Here is a 16,749-nt window from a genome sequence, read left to right as displayed (position 1 = left end):
ATCGCCGGCCATAAGTAACGAACGACAGTGGGTCCCTGCTTTCGCAGAGACGACGCGTAGGAGAGAACCTCGAACGCCAGAAGGTGCCAGCCCCTCCGCCCTGCCGTTCAACGGTCGGCGATGCCCAATGAACGCCACTGCCCTCCCGACTTCGCGGGGGATGACAGGCAAGAGAAAACTGGAACGACGAAAGTTGTTAGCCCCTTCTTCCTCGTCGTTCCTGCGAAAGCAGGAACCCAGCGTCGTTCAACGGCTGGCGAAGCATGACGAACGCCACTGGATTCCGGCCTGCGCCGGAATGAGGGATTAAAAATTTGAGGTGACCAAGCAAAAAGGCCGTGTCCATGGACACGGCCTTTTTCATTCCCGGAGCGGCCCGCAAGAATCGCTCATCGGCGCATCAGAACTCCAGCTTCTTCACGCCTTCCGAGGTGCCCAGCAGGCACACGTTGGCGCCCTGGCGCGCGAACAGGCCGTTGGTGACCACGCCGACGATGTTGTTGATCTTGTCTTCGACATCGGCCGGATCGGTGATGGCCAGGCCCAGCACGTCGATGATGTAACAGCCGTTGTCGGTGACGACCGGCTTGCCGTCCTTCAGCCGCAGGCGCGGCTCGCCGCCCAGCGCGGCCAGCTTGCGGGCGACCACGGCGTGCGACATCGGGATCACTTCCACCGGCAGCGGGAACTTGCCCAGCACGTCCACCAGCTTGGAGCCATCGGCGATGCAGACGAACTTCTGCGCCACCGAGGCGACGATCTTCTCGCGCGTCAGCGCCGCGCCGCCGCCCTTGATCATGGCGCCGCCGCCGTTGATCTCGTCGGCGCCGTCGATGTAGACCGGCATGGTGTCGACGTCATTCAGGTCGAGCACCTGGATGCCGTGCGAACGCAGGCGCTCTGCCGTCGCCTCGGAGGACGCCACCGCGCCCTTGATGCGATGCTTGATCTTGCCCAGTTCGTCGATGAAGAAGTTGGCGGTGGAGCCGGTGCCCACGCCGATGATTTCGCCGTCGACCACGTAGTCGATGGCGGCTTTGGCGACCGCCTGTTTCAGTTCGTCTTGAGTCATGATGTGTTAGTCAAACGTAAATAATTCTGTAGGGATGCGGCGCAAGCCGCGCCGTTTCAATGCTCGTCGTCGGGCTGCTCGTCCAGCGTTTCGAAGAGCGCGATCTGCAGCCGGGAGTGCAGCTTGACCAGCTTGCTCCACAGCAGCCACATCAGCCCCGCCACGGCCGCCAGCACAAAGGCCAGCAGGTTCAGCGGCGGCAGGATGCTGGCCGAGAGCACGAAGATCAGCAGCATGATGCCGACGATCGACATGATGGGCAGCACTTCCGAAATGACCTTGCGCACACCCGAAGTATACGCTCCCGCGAACTCGGGCTTCACGCCGACCTCGGCCAGCAGCATGGACAGGGCCTGCAGCTTGCGGTAGGTGGCGATCAGGAACGGCAGCGAAATCACCAGTGCGCAGCCCCAGATGATGGCCTTTTGCACGTCCGGATCCGGGGTCCAGCCGGACAAATACTTGCTCAGGCCATCGACGAAGAAGGCGCCGCCCAGGAACAGGGCGATCACCAGCGCCAGGTTGACCAGCACCTGCATCAGGATGCGGCGGATGATCTTGGTCAGCTCGGCGCGGTCGCCCTGCGGCTGCAGGCTTTCCAGCCAGCGCGAGTACATCCCCAGAAGCCCCGAGACCTTGCTCGGCACCAGCGTCACCGCCTTGGCCGAGAGCGGGTCGGCTGCCTTGATCAGGTAAGGCGTGAGCAAGGCGGTGACGGCCGAGACCGCCACCACGATGGGGTAGAGAAATTCGCTGGTTACCTTCAGGCTTACGCCCAGCGCGGCGATGATGAAGGAGAACTCGCCGATCTGCGCCAGGCCCATGCCCACGCGCATGGGCGTGCGTCCGCTCTGGCCGGCCACGAAGGTGCCCAGGCCGCAGCTGATCAGCTTGCCGAACACCACGGCCAGCGTGATGACGGTGATCGGCATCCAGTATTTGACCAGTACGGTGGGGTCGAACATCAGGCCGATGGCGACGAAGAAGATGGCGGAGAACATGTCGCGAATCGGCTCGACCAGGCGCTCGATGCGATGCAGCTGGCGCGATTCGGCCATCACCGCGCCGACCAGGAAAGCGCCCAGCGCCACGCTGTACTGCAGCTTCATGACCAGCAGGCAGAAGCCGAACAGGATGCCCAGCACCGCCACCAGCAGCATTTCATGGCTCTTGAAGCGCGAGATGAAGTTGAGCAGGCGTGGCACCGCCAGAATGCCGACCACCAGCGAGACGATCATGAACAGCACCAGCTTGCCGACGGTGGTGAAGACGTCGCCCGAGTTGACCGAGCCGCTGGTGGCGATACCGGAGAGCAGCGCGATCATGCCGATGGCCAGGATGTCTTCCACGATCAGGATGCCGAAGATGATCTGGGCGAACTTCTCGTTCTTCATGCCCAGCTCGTTCAAGGCCTTCACGATGATGGTGGTGGAGGACACGGCCAGCATGGCGCCCAGGAAGATGGCGTCCATCCGGCTCCAGCCGAAGTACAGGCCGATCTCGTAGCCGATCCAGATCATCAGCAGGATCTCGGCGGCGGCGGCGATGAAGGCGGTGGCGCCGACCTTGGCCAGCTTCTTCAGGCTGAACTCCAGCCCCAGCGAAAACAGCAGGAAGATCACCCCGAGCTCGGACAAGATGTGCACGGTCTTCTCATCCTGGATCAGGTCGTAGGGCGGGGTATGCGGGCCGATGATAACGCCCGCGACGATATAGCCCAGCACCACCGGCTGCTTCAGCTTGTTGAAGACGACGGTGACGATACCGGCGATGAGCATGATGATCGCCATGTCCTGGATGAATAGCTCGACTTCGTGCATCGTGCGGGGGTTCCTTTCTGGTCGGGATACTGAGTTGTGATGGTCCGAACGTGCGCCATTTTGCAGCGCCGCTGCACCACGGGGTGCGCAACGCCGCAGCGGCTCTACGCCGCCTGGGTGGATGATCGGGATTTTGGCTGATGCCGGCTGGCCGGCGCTTGTGCTGATCTGCGTCCGCTCTTGGTGCGTCCTGATGCCCGCGGCCGGTGTGGCCGCAATGACAAGTCGGCAAAACAAGTCGGAACAATCGGCCGGCCGGTCATCGGATGTTTCCGAAAATAACACAGGAGGCAAGCCGGCCGCAATGCGCAATCCCCGCTTGCAGCGGCAGGGCACAGCGATCCCCGCGCGTCGGCGGCTTACCCGGTGCGGCCCCGTCGCGCTAATTGGTGTGACCAGTTGACCTGTTGGGCCGCGAAGGCAGGCACGAAAACTGCTAAATGGAAGCCGCGCGTGCCGGGATCCTGCCCGCCGGCCACGACGGCAGGCAGTTCAGCCCGGCACGCGCACCAGGACTTCGGCAGCCTTTTCGTCGAAGGCGATACGGGTGGTGAACTTGGCGCGCTTCATCGGGAAGCGCGACTGGAAATGCCGCACGTTGCCCGAACCGGAAATGACCCGCCGCACGAACTGGTAATAGGCGTCCATATCGATGACGTGCACCGCCAGGAAGTAGTCGTACTCGCCGGAGACAAAGTAGCACTGCATGACCTCGGCCTCCTTGGACATGCGTTGCTCGAAGTCCTGCATATGCTGGTCCGACTGGTTGTTCAGCGAGATCTCCAGGAACGCCAGCATGCCGTAACCCAGCGCAAAGGGATCGACCATCGCCACCTCGGCGCTGATGATCCCGGCCTCGCGCAGTTCGCGGATACGGCGCAGGCAGGTGGGCTGGGAGATGTGCAGTTTTTCGGCCAGCACGCGAGTCGAGATTTGATTGTCTTTCTGCAGCATGTTGAGCAGCTTGCGATCAACCTTGTCGAGCGTGTGATGTTTGGCGGGCATGGGGCAAATTGGGTATGGAAATTTTTAGGCGAGCCGGTAAAAAAAACTTGGCGAAGCCGATTCTTATGTTGTACCGTCTGCATTATTCAGAAAGTCGGCGGCAAAGGCAAAAGCAGTGCGCCATGCCTGCCACCCCAGGATCTGAATAAAGCTTGGAACGAGAGACAAAAGAAATAAAACTTAAAAGTAGTCAATTCAATCTACAGAGGAATTTTATGAAACTCAAGAGCGCAATCATTCCGTTGACCGCAGCAATCGGCTTGGCTTTCGCAGGTGCAGCCTACTCCCAGGAAGTCGTCAAGATCGCACACGTCGGACCGCTCTCCGGCCCCAATGCCCACATGGGCAAGGACAACGAAAACGGCGCCCGCATGGCCGTGGACGAATTGAACGCCAAGGGTTTCACCATCGGCGGCAAGAAGGTCAAGTTCGAACTGGCCGGCGAAGATGACGCCTCCGATCCGAAGCAAGCCACCGCCGTGGCCACCAAGCTGGTCGACCAGAAGGTTTCCGCCGTGATCGGCCACCTGAATTCGGGCACCACCATCCCGGCCTCCAAGATCTACAGCGACGCCGGCATCCCGCAAGTGTCGCCGTCGGCAACCAATCCCAAGTACACCCAGCAAGGCTTCAAGACCGCCTTCCGCGTGGTGGCCAACGATGCGCAGCTGGGCGCAGCCCTGGGCAAGTACGCCGTGCAGAAACTGGGCACCAAGCAGATCGCCGTGATCGACGACCGCACCGCCTACGGCCAGGGTGTGGCTGAAGAATTCGCCAAGGGCGCGCAAGCTGCCGGCGGCACCATCGTCGGCAAGCAGTTCACCAACGACAAGGCTACCGACTTCAACGCCATCCTGACCTCGATCAAGTCCAAGAAGCCTGAAGTAGTCTTCTTCGGCGGCATGGACGCGGTCGGCGGCCCGATGCTGCGCCAGATGAAACAGCTGGGCATTACCGCCAAGTTCATGGGCGGCGACGGCATCTGTACCGGTTCCCTGCCGGGCCTGGCCGGTGACGGCTTGGGCGAAGACCAGGTGGTCTGCGCCGAAGCCGGTGGCGTGGACGAAGCCGGCAAGAAGGGCATGGACGACTTCCGCGCTGCCTACAAGAAGAAGTTTGGCATCGACGTGGTCTATAACGCCGCCTACGCCTACGACGCCACCATGACCGTGGCCGAAGCCATGGCCAAGGCCGGCTCGGCTGATCCGAAGAAGTACCTGCCGGAACTGGCCAAGGCCAACCACAAGGGCGTGACCGGCGTGATCGCCTTCGACGCCAAGGGCGACATCAAGGACGGTTCGCTGACCCTGTACACCTACAAGGGCGGTCAACGCACCCTGCTGGCTGTGACCAAGTAATCCTGCTTGCATGAACAGCGCCCGCCTCCGCGGGCGCCGAATGACCGAAAAGCCTTGGCCCAGCCAAGGCTTTTTGCTTTTTGCCGTCAAGGGATGTGCCCCCGCCCTTCTCTTCTCCCCTATCCGAGTGCGCGCCTGTGCCCAAACGACGCGCCCCATCAAGGACCGATGCCGCCCCGCCTTCTGTGTGCATGTCCGGGCCACTCAGACACATTACTGCGCCGTCGGCACGACATCAGGCTCCATCGCATGGCAGGTCTGGCTGCTCAGTGAGGACCGCGAGCGATATTGATGAGCCCCGCTTCGTCAAACAACGAAAAACAAAATCTGCTTCTTCATCAGCGCGGAAAACGCCGTTTTACGGCTTGATCGATAGTTATCAAAAAACTAACATCCGTGCTCGATCCGAACCCGCCCCGACATATCCGCCGCCAACTGCCTCGGCCCTGCTGCGCATTGCCGTTTCGTCCGCCCGCCCGTCTATGTTCCCAGCCTGAGTGTCCGGCCTCAATACGATTTGCTTAAGGAGTTTTCATGCCTGCCCCCATCCTCAGGATGTCCGCCTGTCTGGGCCTGCTGTGCCTTGTCGCTACCGCCTCGGCGCAGCCGCCGTCGGCCGGCGCGCCCGCCGTATCCCCCCAGATCACCGCCATGTACCCGGAAGTGGAAGCGCTGTATCGCGACTTGCATCAGCATCCGGAGCTCGGCTTCGAAGAGTGGCGCACCAGCGAGAAACTGGCGCACATGATGCGCAAGCTGGGTTATGAGGTGACGACCGGCGTCGGCGTCACCGGCCTGGTGGCGCTGATGAAGAACGGCGACGGCCCGACGATCATGCTGCGCACCGATCTCGACGCGCTGCCGGTGCTGGAAAAGACCGGCGTGTCCTTCGCCAGCAAGGTGCGAACCAAGAACGCCTCCGGCCAGGAAGTACCGGCGATGCACGCCTGCGGCCACGATTTCCATATGGCTGCCTGGTACGGCACGGCGCGCCTGATGGCGGAAAATCGGGACAAATGGCGCGGCACGCTGATGCTGGTGGGTCAACCCGCCGAAGAGCTGGTGGGCGGCGCCAATGCCATGCTCAAGGACGGCCTCTTCGAGCGCTTCCCCAAGCCTGACTATGCGCTGGCCATGCATGACGACTCCGATCTGCCGGCAGGGCAGATCGGCTACCGCGCGGGTTACTTCATGGCGGCCTCGGATGTGGTCGAGATCTCCGTGTACGGCCGCGGCGGCCATGGCGCGATGCCCCAGAACACGGTCGACCCGATCGTCCTGGCGGCACGCATCGTGGCCGGCCTGCAGACCATCGTTTCACGCGAGATCGATCCCATGGATCCGACGATCGTGACCATCGGCAGCATCCACGGCGGCACCCGCGCCAACATCATTCCCGATGAGGTCAAGCTGCAGTTGTCCGTACGCACGTTTGATCCCGCCGTGCGCAAGCGCGTGATGGCGGCCATCGAACGCCAGGCCAGGGGCGAAGCCATGGCGATGAATGCACCGGCGATGCCGAAAGTGGAAGTGCAGCCGGGCGCCATTTCGGTCTACAACGATCCAGCCCTGGTGACGCGGGTAACCGACGCGCTGCGTGTCACGCTTGGCAGCCAGAACGTCGTCGAAGTGCGACCGAAGACACCGTCGGAGGATTTCTCCCAGTATTACGCCCAAGCCGGCGTGCCCTCGGCCATGCTCATCGTCGGCGCGGCCGATCCCAAGGCGCTTGCCGTCGCGAAGGAAAAGGGCGAGCCGCTTCCCGGCCCCCACTCCCCGCTGTTCATCCCCTTCTACCAAACGGCGTTGCAGGTCGCCATCGCTGCCGAGAGCAGCATGCTGACCACATTGTTGAAAAAATAAACCACCGCCGTCCAGCGACGGACAGCTCACTCCCCCACCCGCTCCACCCGCAATCGGGATAACGGATGGTCCGCATAACCAGCGGACCATCCGCCGGCACGCCTTTGCCCAAAACGGGCGTCATGCGGGCGCTTTTCTCACAAGGAATCGATCGACATGAAAAAAATCGGAATGGCAATTGCCGCCTTGGCAACGTCAATGCCGGTGTTTCAAGCACAAGCAGAAAACATCTCCAACACCAAGGTCTCCATCTACGGACGACTGGATGCCGGCGTCACCACTGTCAGCAACGAAGCGGGGGGACGCAACTACCGGCTTGACGATGGCGTGTATGGCGCAAATCGCATCGGCTTCAAGGGAGAGGAAGACCTGGGCGGCGGCACCCAGGCGTTGTTCGTGCTGGAGAACAGCTTCTCCCTCGGCGACGGACGGGCCTTGCAGGGGGGCGCCCTGTTCGGACGTCAATCGTATATCGGCTTGCGCAATGACTGGGGCACGCTCACCCTGGGCAACCAGTACAGCTCGCTCACCGACTTCCTGGTCTGGTACACCGGCCTGTGCGCCAGCGGCTACGCCTTCCACCAGGGCAGTTATGACAACGTGAGCGGCGACCGGCTGCGGCATTCATTGAAATACCAGAGCCCGAGCATGAATGGATTCCGCTACGGCGCCACCTACGGATTCGGCAGCGGCACCGCGCAGCGCGACAAAGGCTGGAACGTCGGCGCGCAGTACGAACAAGGATCTGCCAGCATCGGCGTTGGCTATAGTCGGCATGAACGCCCGGTGGGCGCGATCTCCAATCCATATCGTTCGACCGGCATGTCGTCCTTCCTGGGACAGTCGCTTGTCTCGGCCGACCCGGCCACCGGCCAGGTCGTCAGCCGCTACTCCCCGGCCAATCCCTTCCGGGTCGACAGGCAGGACACATGGGGCCTGGGCGGCTCCTATAACTTTGGAAAATTCACCCTGGCCGCCGATACCATCGATACGCGCTTCGACGGATACGGCCGCAGCTCGCACGTGCGCGTCTATGAAGTCAGCGACATCCATCAGCTGACCGAACGCACCACGCTCGCCGCAAGCTATCAGCACACGCGCGCTGAATCTACTCGTTGGAATCAGTTGAGCCTGCAACTGAGCTACGCGCTCTCGAAAAGAACCACGCTCTATTTATCGGGAGACTACCTGCGCGCCTCATCCGGCACCAAGGCCGTGATCGGCGGCGTGTTCGCGCCTTCCAGCAGCAACAAACAGTCTGACTTGCGCATGGCCGTGTTACATACCTTTTGATACCGCTTCTTCCCTACTACCCTCATTGACCAAAGAAAACAATATGCGAAACATCGTACTCGGCATCTGCGCCGGCATGCTGCCGTTCAGCATTGCCTGCGCTGAAGAAGTTCATCTGGCAAAGCCGGCAGCGCCCTCGGAAAGGATCGAATTCTTCAACCCCGCCGGCGCAGCTCCGTACCCCTTTTCCAAGGCAGTACGGGTAGGCGGCACCCTCTACCTGTCGGGGGAACTAGGAACCGTCGGCAGCACCGGCAAACTGGCGCCCGGCGGCATGCAGGCCGAAGCTCGCCAGACTTTGTCGAACATTCAAGGCACACTCGCTGCAAACGGCTACCGCATGAGCGACGTGGTGAAATGCACGGCATTACTGGCGGATATGTCCGAATGGCCGATGTTCAACGAAATCTACAAGACGTTTTTCAGCAAGCCGTATCCGGCGCGCAGCGCACTCGGCGCCAACGGCCTGGCCTTGGGCGCACGGGTTGAGATGGAATGCATCGCGGCCAAGTAGTAAGGATGCGGCGTGACGACGAGGGTGATATGGCGCAGTACGTGGGCGGAACAATCAGTGGTGTAGGAACGACGTCAGCGCACGCCGCACTGCAAAGATGGACAACGACAGCCAACGTCAACAGCACGCTGCTGCCCCAGGCAGCAGACCGCAACCCGGCAAAGCAAAGAAGAGCGCTCCAGCCAGCCGGACGCTCTTCGCCGCAGCAGCGCATGCGATGCCTGCCTTCGTGCTTTTTCGGCAGGGCTGTGTCAGTGCCGCCTCAGTGCCGCGCCAGCGCCTTCTCCAGCTCGGCCTTGCTCATGCTGGAACGTCCCTTGATATTGCGGAATGCAGCCTCAGCGTAGAGCTGCTGGTAAGTGCGGCCGCCCGAACCCTTGTGCGAGCGCAAACCGCCGCGGCGCGACGGCGACATATCCTGAGTCAGGCTCTTGGTGGATTTGCGCGCCTCGCCGTGCTGGGCGCGCTCCTTGTTGACGGTGCGCGCGGCAATCTCTTCGGCGCGCTTCTCGCTGGTTCCGCGCTTGAGCGCGCCGGACTTGATGTGCTCGTACTGGCGCTCGCGCTTGTTGCTCCATGCGGTCTGGGGCATGACGACCTCCCTGCTTCTCCGATGACGGTCACATCATCTTAGAAGCGCCGGCATGCGCTCACCATCCGCCGTCGGCTGATCCTGCTGTAGGAAATGCCGACCGGCAACCCAGGCAAACGCCTACAAGCATGCTCGCCTCAAAAGCGACGGCGGATATGCTCCAGCTCGAAGTCATGCTCCATCGACTCCAGCACCTCGCGGTAAGCCTGATGGAACACGATGCCTGCCCAAGCGATGCCCAGAATGCTCTCCCCCACCGATCCCGGCGGGTGCGGCAGAAATTCCATGCCGCCGATGTAATCCGGGTGCGCGCGCAGGCGCCGGTTCATCTCGTGGATGTACTCGTCCTCGGTGATCTTCTTCTTGCTCACGACCTCCTCCCGGTGGACTTGCTGATCAGCTCCTGCGTGCCGGAGCCTACTCGTCGATGCCGTTCAGCGTCTCGATCTCTTCCTCGATCAGCACCTTCAACGCCCCCACCACCTCCGGCTCGCCGAAGCCGTCGCGGTCGAAACTGCCCGACAGATGGCCCTTGATGACGTCGCCACGGCTGACGTCGGCGTTCCAGCTGATCGTGTCGCCCAAGGTGAAGCGGGCGACGTAGGAATACTGCTCGCCGCCGACCTCGCGGGTGTAGTCGGCCGAAAAGCTCCTGAATTTTTCTCCGGTATGCGGCATGTCTGCTCCTTGCTCTGCTGCACGCGGCACTTCGTGGGCGCCACGCATTGACGAACTATCCATTAGTGCATTGATTAATAGACAGTCAACATTATTAGAGTTCAAGATCGATAGACAGCGAAGTCCGCGCGAAATTCTGATGCCGCACGGCAATTCGCATCATGCGCCGATCCCGGTCAAGGCACAACTGCGGTGCACAACCTTTCCCCGCCGCACCAGTCCAACTGCCAAACCAACAGACAAAAGGGGAAATAAATGAAAAAAATGATGACCCTGTTCGGGGCCGTGCACAGCGCCATCGCCTTCCTGTTCGCGCTGGCCGCCATCGCCCTGATCGTCATCGCCGCCCGCATGGGCGTGCTTGCGATGATGGACGGCCTGGATCTGCAGCAAGCCCAGGCGCTGATCGAGGCCGTCGGTATCCTCGCCGCCGCCGTGGTCGCCTTCCAGATCGCGGAGACCATCACCGAAGAAGAAGTCGTGCGCGACGCCAACATCAGCGCCCCCACCCGCGTACGCCGCTTCCTGTCGCGCTTCTTCGTGGTCGTGATCGTCGCACTCGCCATCGAAGGCCTGGTCGCCACCTTCCGCGCCGTACACGAAGAACCCGAGCAACTGCTCTACGCCGGCGCCCTGCTGGCCGGCACAGGCGTACTGCTGGCCGCCTGGGGCATCTTCATCTACTGCAACCGTGCCGCGGAAGAGTTGGAACCGGACGCCATGGCCGAGGCCAAGCGGGAGGACAAGAAGCTCGACAAATGAAGCGCCGGACCGCCGGATGAGATTTCAGCCGCCGCAATCCGGGCATCAAAACAGGAGCGACTGGAAGAATGGCAAAGAACCCGCTATAATCGCGGACTTTCCGCTGATGTAGCTCAGTTGGTAGAGCAACTGATTCGTAATCAGTAGGTCGACGGTTCGATTCCGCCCATCAGCACCAGAAATATGAAAAGCGGCCCACAGAGATGTGGGCCGCTTTTTTTGTCTTCGCTACGCTCTGCTGCTGCGGATCGGCCTAGTTCTCAGCTGATGCCAGCCATGCAATGATTAATTTTTGTCTGCGTCGCAGATGCATTTGTATGGATCTTGTCTTCTGGATCTGGAACCGCTTGCTTGGTTAAAATTCACCAACACGTGAACACGTGTTTGGATAGCGTCACGCAATGGCCTGGAAATACTCAAAATGATCGACTGGATCCCTGTAATTTTCGTTACGTTCAAGGTGATCGTGCTTTGCACGGGCATGTTCTTCGCCGTCAAGTGGCACTACGATCAAGGTAAAAAGGGGAAGGTGCAGGAGCGGCGCGCAGTGCTGCGCGCGAGCGTCAAGGTGGCCGTCATCTTCATCCTGTTGCTGCTCGGCCTGGGACTGGTCACCTACGATTTGGCCAAGATGTTCGGGTTGGATCTGACTTTCCCTTGATGACAAGCGGATAACGATGTGCAGACCACGAATGTCGCGCGGCGCCCTCGACGTGGAGTAGACCGCCGGTCCTGAAGCAATTGAAAAGCAGCTTGCAGCAATGCACGCTGCTTTTTTCTTCTCCGACGCATTGCGTGCCATCCGGGTCCCGTCAGTGAAGCCCTGCGTCACGAAACTCTCAGATTGAACTGCAATAATGCCGTACCGTGCAGCATCGCACATCCCCCGATCAAGACGCCCACACACCGGAGCCAGACATGTTCATCCCCCACCTTTCCCTGCCCGCCGCTTGCGCCGCGCTTTCCCTCTCGCTGTGCGCCGTCGCCCTGCCGGCATCGTCATACGCCGACGACCTCAAGATCCTGGCCGCCGGCGCCGTCGCGCCGGTGGTGCGCACCGTCGCTGCGGATTTCGAGCAGCGCAGCGGCGTGCATGTGACGGTGGAGAACGCGACCGCCGGTGTGATGGACAAGCGCATTCGCGGCGGCGATGCGTTTGACGTGGCGGTGGTGCCGGACGGCGTGCTCGGGAAACTGGGCCAGGATCGTTATGTGGATGCCAAGACTGCGCGGCCGATTGCGCGCGTAGGCATCGGCGTGGCGGTGAAGGAAGGCGCGCCGGCGCCGGCGATCGGGACGGTGGCACAGTTTCGCCGGACGCTGCTGGATGCGCCTTCGGTGGCCTTGATCGACCCCAGGGCCGGCGGCTCCAGCGGGATTTATCTGGAGCGGCTGTTCTACAAGCTGGGGATCGCGGCGCAGATGCGCGCCAAGCAGGTATTGGTGCCGGGCGGGTTGGTGGCGGAAAAGCTGGTCGACGGCAGCGCCGCGCTGGCACTGCATCAGGAGAGCGAGATCCTGCAGGTGAAGGGAGCGCATCTGGTGGGGCCGTTGCCGGCCGCGGTGCAGAACTACACGACCTATGCCGGCGCGGCGTCCTCGCATGCCGCGTCGCCGGCTGCGGCGCGCGCCTTCCTGACGATGTTCTCCGAAGCGGCCGCGCGCAAGGCGCTGCAAGAGCATGGGCTGACGCCGCAGTAATCGCACAGTTCATCCCGCGCCCCGGGGTTGCCGTTAGCTCACATCACCTCACTTCGGCGATGGCGGCGTTGCCTTCACCACGTGCGCCTCCACCTTCACTTCGGCGGCGTAGCGCTCCAGCACCGCGCGCAGCTCGCCGCGCTTTTGCATGATCTCAAGCTGGGCGTTGATGCGCGGCAGGTACTTGACGCAGGGACTGGCGCGGCTCATGGCGATGAAATTGTCGGTCTCGCTGACGTAGGGCTGCAGCGCCACGAAACGGTCGGACTGGTTGCTTTCCCTCAGGTAGATCATGCCGCTGTAATAGCCGGTGACCAGGTAGTCGATGCTGCCGGCGTCGAGCTTGCTGAAGTTCATGTAGGCCTTTTGAGCCGATTCGATCTTCAGGTTGGCGCGCAGGAACTCGTCGAAGCCGCCGCCGAACTGGTTTCCCAGCGTGATGGCGCCGCGCTTGCCGATCAGGTCGGTCCAGCCGGTGTAGGTGAAGTTGCGGTCGCGCGCGACGAAGACGGCGATCGGGTTGGCAAACAGCGGCGTCGATGTGTAGGCCAGATATTGCTGGCGCTCGGGCGTGTTCTTCAGCGAGGCCACCATCGCCACCTCGCCGGTCTCGGCGTCCTTGAGCACGCGATGGAAGGGACCGACGTAACGCACCTCGAACGGGATATCCAGCGCCGTCAGCGCGCGCCTGGCGATCTCGATGCTGGCGCCGGTCAGGCGCTTGCCGTCGTACCAATGCAGGGGCGCGTAGTCGGAATCGGCCGAGACCACCAACTTCGCGCACTCGGCCCCGCGGGCCGGCGTGGTGACAGCCACAGTCGCCAGCAGCAGGGCCGGCAGGAAGGTCTTCATGGCGTCTCCTGTTTGCGCGGCGGCGCGCTGCCGCCAGCATTGCATTCTTTATTGTTGTTATGACCCAGCATAACAGCACCATGCGTCCGCGCAAGCGCGCCGGCGATATTCCCCCCGCAAGCGGCGCGGCGCTACAACAGCGTTGTCATCCAGACCAAAAAATCTTTATGGTGTGAAGATGCCGGCGACCGCATCTTTGCCCGCGCTCTTTTTGAAATACTTGGCGCTGACCGAAACACAGCGGAGACAAGATGAGCAGCAAGCCGGAGAAAGACAACAAAGCGCCCGCAGCAGGCATGCGCCGCGGACTGACCTCGTATGGCGACCAAGGCTTTTCGCTGTTCCTGCGCAAAGCCTTCATCAAGGGCGCGGGTTATACCGACGACGCGCTGGCGCGCCCGGTGATTGGCATCATCAACACCGGCAGCGCCTACAACCCCTGTCACGGCAACATGCCGCAGCTGATCGAGGCGGTCAAACGCGGCGTGATGCTGGCGGGTGGGCTGCCGATGGACTTCCCCACCATTTCCATCCATGAAAGCTTCGCTGCGCCGACCTCAATGTACCTGCGCAACCTGATGTCGATGGACACCGAAGAGATGATCCGCGCCCAGCCCATGGATGCCGTGGTGCTCATCGGCGGCTGCGACAAGACGGTGCCGGCGCAACTGATGGGCGCGGCCTCGGCCGACATCCCGGCGATCCAGCTGATCACCGGATCCATGCTGACCGGCTCGCACCGCGCCGAGCGCGTGGGCGCCTGTACCGATTGCCGCCGCTATTGGGCGAAGTACCGCGCCGAGGAGATCGACGACGACGAGATCGCCGACGTCAACAACCAGCTGGTGGCCAGCGTGGGTACCTGCTCGGTAATGGGCACGGCCAGCACCATGGCCTGCATCGCCGAGGCCATCGGCATGACGGTGCCGGGCGGCGCCTCGCCGCCGGCGGTGACGGCCGACCGTATCCGCATGGCCGAACAGACCGGCGCGCGCGCAGTGGCGCTGGCCGGCAGCGCGCTGACGGTGGGCAAGATCCTGACCGAAAAGGCCTTCGACAACGCCTTACGCATGCTGCTGGCCATCGGCGGCTCGACCAATGCCATCGTCCACCTCGCCGCCATCGCCGGGCGCGTCGGCCTGGAGATCGATCTCGCCAGGCTCGATGCGATGGGCCGCGAAACGCCGGTGCTGCTCGACCTCAAACCCAGCGGCGCGCATTACATGGAAGACCTGCATAAGGCCGGCGGTGTGGCCACGCTGCTGCGCGAGTTGAAGCCGCTGCTGCACCTGGACGCGATGACCGTCAACGGCGTCACGCTGGGCGAGCAGCTGGAAGCGCAAGGCCCGGGCTTTGCGCAAGAGGTGGTGCGCAGCTTCGCCAATCCGATTTACCCGCAGGGCGGCCTGGCGGTGCTGCGCGGCAATCTGGCGCCGGACGGCGCCATCATCAAGCAGTCGGCGGCAGATCCCGAACTGATGGAGCACGAGGGCCGCGCCGTGGTGTTCGAGAACCTGCAAGATCTGGCCGAGCGCATCGACGACGACGCGCTGGACGTGCGCGCCGACGACATGCTGGTGCTGAAGAACATCGGCCCGCTGGGCGCGCCCGGTATGCCTGAGGCGGGCTATATCCCGATCCCGCGCAAGCTGGCGCGGCAGGGAGTGAAGGACATGGTGCGCATTTCGGACGGGCGCATGAGCGGCACCGCCTTCGGCACCATCGTGCTGCACGTGACGCCGGAGTCGGCCATCGGCGGGCCGCTGGCTTATGTGCGCAGCGGCGACCGCATCCGGCTGTCGGTCGCGCGGCGCGAGCTGTCTCTGCTGGTGACGGAACAGGAGCTGGCGCGTCGTCGCGTGGAGCAGCCCATCACCCGGCCATCGGCCGGGCGCGGATATCGCAAGCTGTTTCTGGAGAGCGTGACCCAGGCCGACCAGGGCGTGGATTTTGGTTTTCTGCTGGCGGAAAAACTGCAGGGCAAGCGTGGCTAGATGATTCTCAGCCGGCCCGCTCGACCGCCGTGGCCGCGCCAGCGTTGTTGCCGAAAGCCAGCAAGGCCTGCTCGGCGAACATTCGCGCCAGCGCCACGCGCGGCGACTGGCTGGCGACGATCAGGCCGACGCGACGCACCGGCGGGCGATCCGGCAGCTCGATCTTCACCAGCGATTGCCCACCCTCCCACAATTGCGACCAGTCCGGCAACAGGGATACCCCCAGCCCTTTGCCCACCATGGCGGCGATGGCCAGCAGGCTGTCGATCTCCAGCCGCTGGTGCGGCACGATGTCGTGGTCGCGCAGGTAGCGGTCGGCCAGCTGACCGCCGAGCACATGCCGGTTGTAGCGGATGAAGGGTTCGTTGCGCAGCAGCGCATGGGCGTCTCTGCCGGTGACGCCGGCCGGGGCAATGACTACGAGCGGCTCCTCCATCAACACGATCCATTCGCAGGTCTTGGGGATGGCGAACTGCGGCTCCACCACCACCGCCGCGTCCAGCTCGCCGGCGGCAACCTGGCTGCACAACTCGACCGAGGCGCCCGGCTCGACGTACAGGCTGGCGTGCGGATAGCTGCGGTAGAAACCTTGCAGCAACGAAGGCAGCACATTGGTCATGGCCGATGAAAATACACCCAGCCGCAGCTCGCCGACCTCGGCCTGGCCGTCACGCGCCAGCGCCTGCATGTCGCGCGCCGAACGCAGCAGCACATGTGCGCTCTCCAGCACCTTGATGCCTTGCGCGGTGGGCCGCACCGACCGCCCGGAGCGTTGGATCAGCGCCGCGCCGAGATCTTCTTCCAATGAGCGCACGCGCGCCGCGACCGCGGCTGCAGTGAGGTCGAGCTTGCGCGCGGCAGCGGCGAGCGACCCGCCCTCCACCACCGCCACGAAGCTCTGCACGTATCGGATATCCATTGTCGCGTCTCCTGTCTGGTTCTTGTGCCGGCAGTGTAACGCCTGAATAGGACTCTGCCTTGTGCGAAGCGACTGTGCGTCGCACTGCGCCGTAATGTTTTGTAACGAAACGCGGCGCTGTTGTCAGCATCGGCTTGCCAGGGCAACCAGGCGATGCGTTGCTGCCGAGTTCGCATTTGCGTGGCCCGCAATCCCTGCGCTGTCGCGGCGTTGCGGGACAACCGCGATCGGCGCCTCGATTTGAAGGGTTCATCATCGAGGCGCGTGTCGCCGTCTTACGGCCCGGCTTTGCTGTCAGACGCGCAAGAATCGTCCGACATGAACAA

16 protein-coding genes and 1 tRNA gene are annotated in these 16,749 nt (G+C 62.7%); 9 read left to right on the top strand and 8 right to left on the bottom strand.

The features are described 5' to 3' along the window. Nucleotides 1–400: 400 nt before the first annotated feature. The 3 genes from rpiA to J8I26_RS06340 all read right to left on the bottom strand — a co-directional run bounded on the left by rpiA (nt 401) and on the right by J8I26_RS06340 (nt 3,897). Entirely contained in the window at nt 401–1,072 is a 672-nt protein-coding gene (gene rpiA / locus J8I26_RS06350) for a ribose-5-phosphate isomerase RpiA (protein WP_209605284.1), read from the bottom strand. 56 nt (nt 1,073–1,128) lie between these two features. Continuing rightward, on the bottom strand, nt 1,129–2,892 hold the full coding sequence (locus J8I26_RS06345; protein WP_209605282.1) for a cation:proton antiporter: 1,764 nt from the start codon (nt 2,890–2,892) through the stop codon (nt 1,129–1,131). 492 nt (nt 2,893–3,384) lie between these two features. After that, the gene (locus J8I26_RS06340; RefSeq protein WP_209605280.1) at nt 3,385–3,897 is read right to left on the bottom strand and encodes an Lrp/AsnC family transcriptional regulator; all 513 of its coding nucleotides are present in this window, start codon (nt 3,895–3,897) and stop codon (nt 3,385–3,387) included. A gap of 215 nt (nt 3,898–4,112) precedes the next feature. On the opposite strand from J8I26_RS06340, the gene J8I26_RS06335 reads away from it, so the two are divergent. The 4 genes from J8I26_RS06335 to J8I26_RS06320 all read left to right on the top strand — a co-directional run bounded on the left by J8I26_RS06335 (nt 4,113) and on the right by J8I26_RS06320 (nt 8,925). Further along, a complete protein-coding gene (locus J8I26_RS06335) occupies nt 4,113–5,255 on the top strand; it encodes a branched-chain amino acid ABC transporter substrate-binding protein (RefSeq protein WP_209605278.1) in 1,143 nt (380 codons plus the stop codon). A gap of 534 nt (nt 5,256–5,789) precedes the next feature. Next, nucleotides 5,790–7,118, top strand: a complete 1,329-nt coding sequence (locus tag J8I26_RS06330; RefSeq protein WP_209605276.1) for an amidohydrolase — start codon at nt 5,790–5,792, stop codon at nt 7,116–7,118. Nucleotides 7,119–7,274: 156 nt separating this feature from the next. Beyond that, nucleotides 7,275–8,411, top strand: coding sequence for a porin (locus tag J8I26_RS06325; RefSeq protein ID WP_209605274.1), 1,137 nt, complete (start codon nt 7,275–7,277; stop codon nt 8,409–8,411). Between the two features lie 43 nt (nt 8,412–8,454). Further along, nucleotides 8,455–8,925: a Rid family hydrolase gene (locus J8I26_RS06320; protein WP_245200155.1), complete on the top strand. Its 471-nt coding sequence runs from the start codon at nt 8,455–8,457 to the stop codon at nt 8,923–8,925. A gap of 262 nt (nt 8,926–9,187) precedes the next feature. On the opposite strand, the gene J8I26_RS06315 is transcribed toward J8I26_RS06320, so the two are convergent. The 3 genes from J8I26_RS06315 to J8I26_RS06305 form a co-directional block, all read right to left on the bottom strand. Continuing rightward, nucleotides 9,188–9,517: a plasmid stabilization protein gene (locus J8I26_RS06315; RefSeq protein WP_209605272.1), complete on the bottom strand. Its 330-nt coding sequence runs from the start codon at nt 9,515–9,517 to the stop codon at nt 9,188–9,190. A 137-nt stretch (nt 9,518–9,654) separates the two neighbouring features. Continuing rightward, nucleotides 9,655–9,888, bottom strand: coding sequence for a hypothetical protein (locus J8I26_RS06310; RefSeq protein WP_209605270.1), 234 nt, complete (start codon nt 9,886–9,888; stop codon nt 9,655–9,657). 46 nt (nt 9,889–9,934) lie between these two features. Further along, on the bottom strand, nt 9,935–10,195 hold the full coding sequence (locus J8I26_RS06305; RefSeq protein ID WP_209605268.1) for a hypothetical protein: 261 nt from the start codon (nt 10,193–10,195) through the stop codon (nt 9,935–9,937). A 255-nt stretch (nt 10,196–10,450) separates the two neighbouring features. On the opposite strand from J8I26_RS06305, the gene J8I26_RS06300 reads away from it, so the two are divergent. The 4 genes from J8I26_RS06300 (at nt 10,451) to J8I26_RS06285 (ending at nt 12,658) form a co-directional block, all read left to right on the top strand. Next, nucleotides 10,451–10,957 carry a hypothetical protein gene (locus J8I26_RS06300; RefSeq protein WP_209605266.1) on the top strand — a complete coding sequence of 169 codons (507 nt, stop codon included), beginning with the start codon at nt 10,451–10,453 and terminating at the stop codon, nt 10,955–10,957. 102 nt (nt 10,958–11,059) lie between these two features. Next, nucleotides 11,060–11,135, top strand: a tRNA-Thr gene (locus J8I26_RS06295). Nucleotides 11,136–11,378: 243 nt separating this feature from the next. After that, nucleotides 11,379–11,618, top strand: coding sequence for a hypothetical protein (locus tag J8I26_RS06290; RefSeq protein ID WP_209605264.1), 240 nt, complete (start codon nt 11,379–11,381; stop codon nt 11,616–11,618). 257 nt (nt 11,619–11,875) lie between these two features. Further along, nucleotides 11,876–12,658 (top strand): substrate-binding domain-containing protein, encoded by a 783-nt coding sequence (locus tag J8I26_RS06285; protein ID WP_209605262.1) that lies wholly within the window; start codon nt 11,876–11,878, stop codon nt 12,656–12,658. A gap of 48 nt (nt 12,659–12,706) precedes the next feature. Here the strand turns inward: J8I26_RS06285 and J8I26_RS06280 are convergent, their stop codons facing one another. Next, nucleotides 12,707–13,510: a transporter substrate-binding domain-containing protein gene (locus J8I26_RS06280; protein ID WP_209605260.1), complete on the bottom strand. Its 804-nt coding sequence runs from the start codon at nt 13,508–13,510 to the stop codon at nt 12,707–12,709. Nucleotides 13,511–13,761: 251 nt separating this feature from the next. Between J8I26_RS06280 and J8I26_RS06275 the strand changes: the two genes are divergently transcribed. Next, nucleotides 13,762–15,504, top strand: a complete 1,743-nt coding sequence (locus J8I26_RS06275; protein ID WP_209605241.1) for an IlvD/Edd family dehydratase — start codon at nt 13,762–13,764, stop codon at nt 15,502–15,504. A gap of 7 nt (nt 15,505–15,511) precedes the next feature. Here J8I26_RS06275 and J8I26_RS06270 read toward each other — a convergent pair whose 3' ends face one another. Next, on the bottom strand, nt 15,512–16,423 hold the full coding sequence (locus J8I26_RS06270; RefSeq protein ID WP_209605239.1) for a LysR family transcriptional regulator: 912 nt from the start codon (nt 16,421–16,423) through the stop codon (nt 15,512–15,514). Nucleotides 16,424–16,749 lie beyond the last annotated feature (326 nt).

This window comes from Herbaspirillum sp. LeCh32-8 (genome assembly GCF_017814915.1).
In the GTDB taxonomy this organism is placed as follows: Bacteria; Pseudomonadota; Gammaproteobacteria; order Burkholderiales; family Burkholderiaceae_D; genus Herbaspirillum.
The sequence above is the reverse complement of the archived record's forward strand: the minus strand, read 5'-3'. Positions and strand labels throughout refer to the sequence as shown.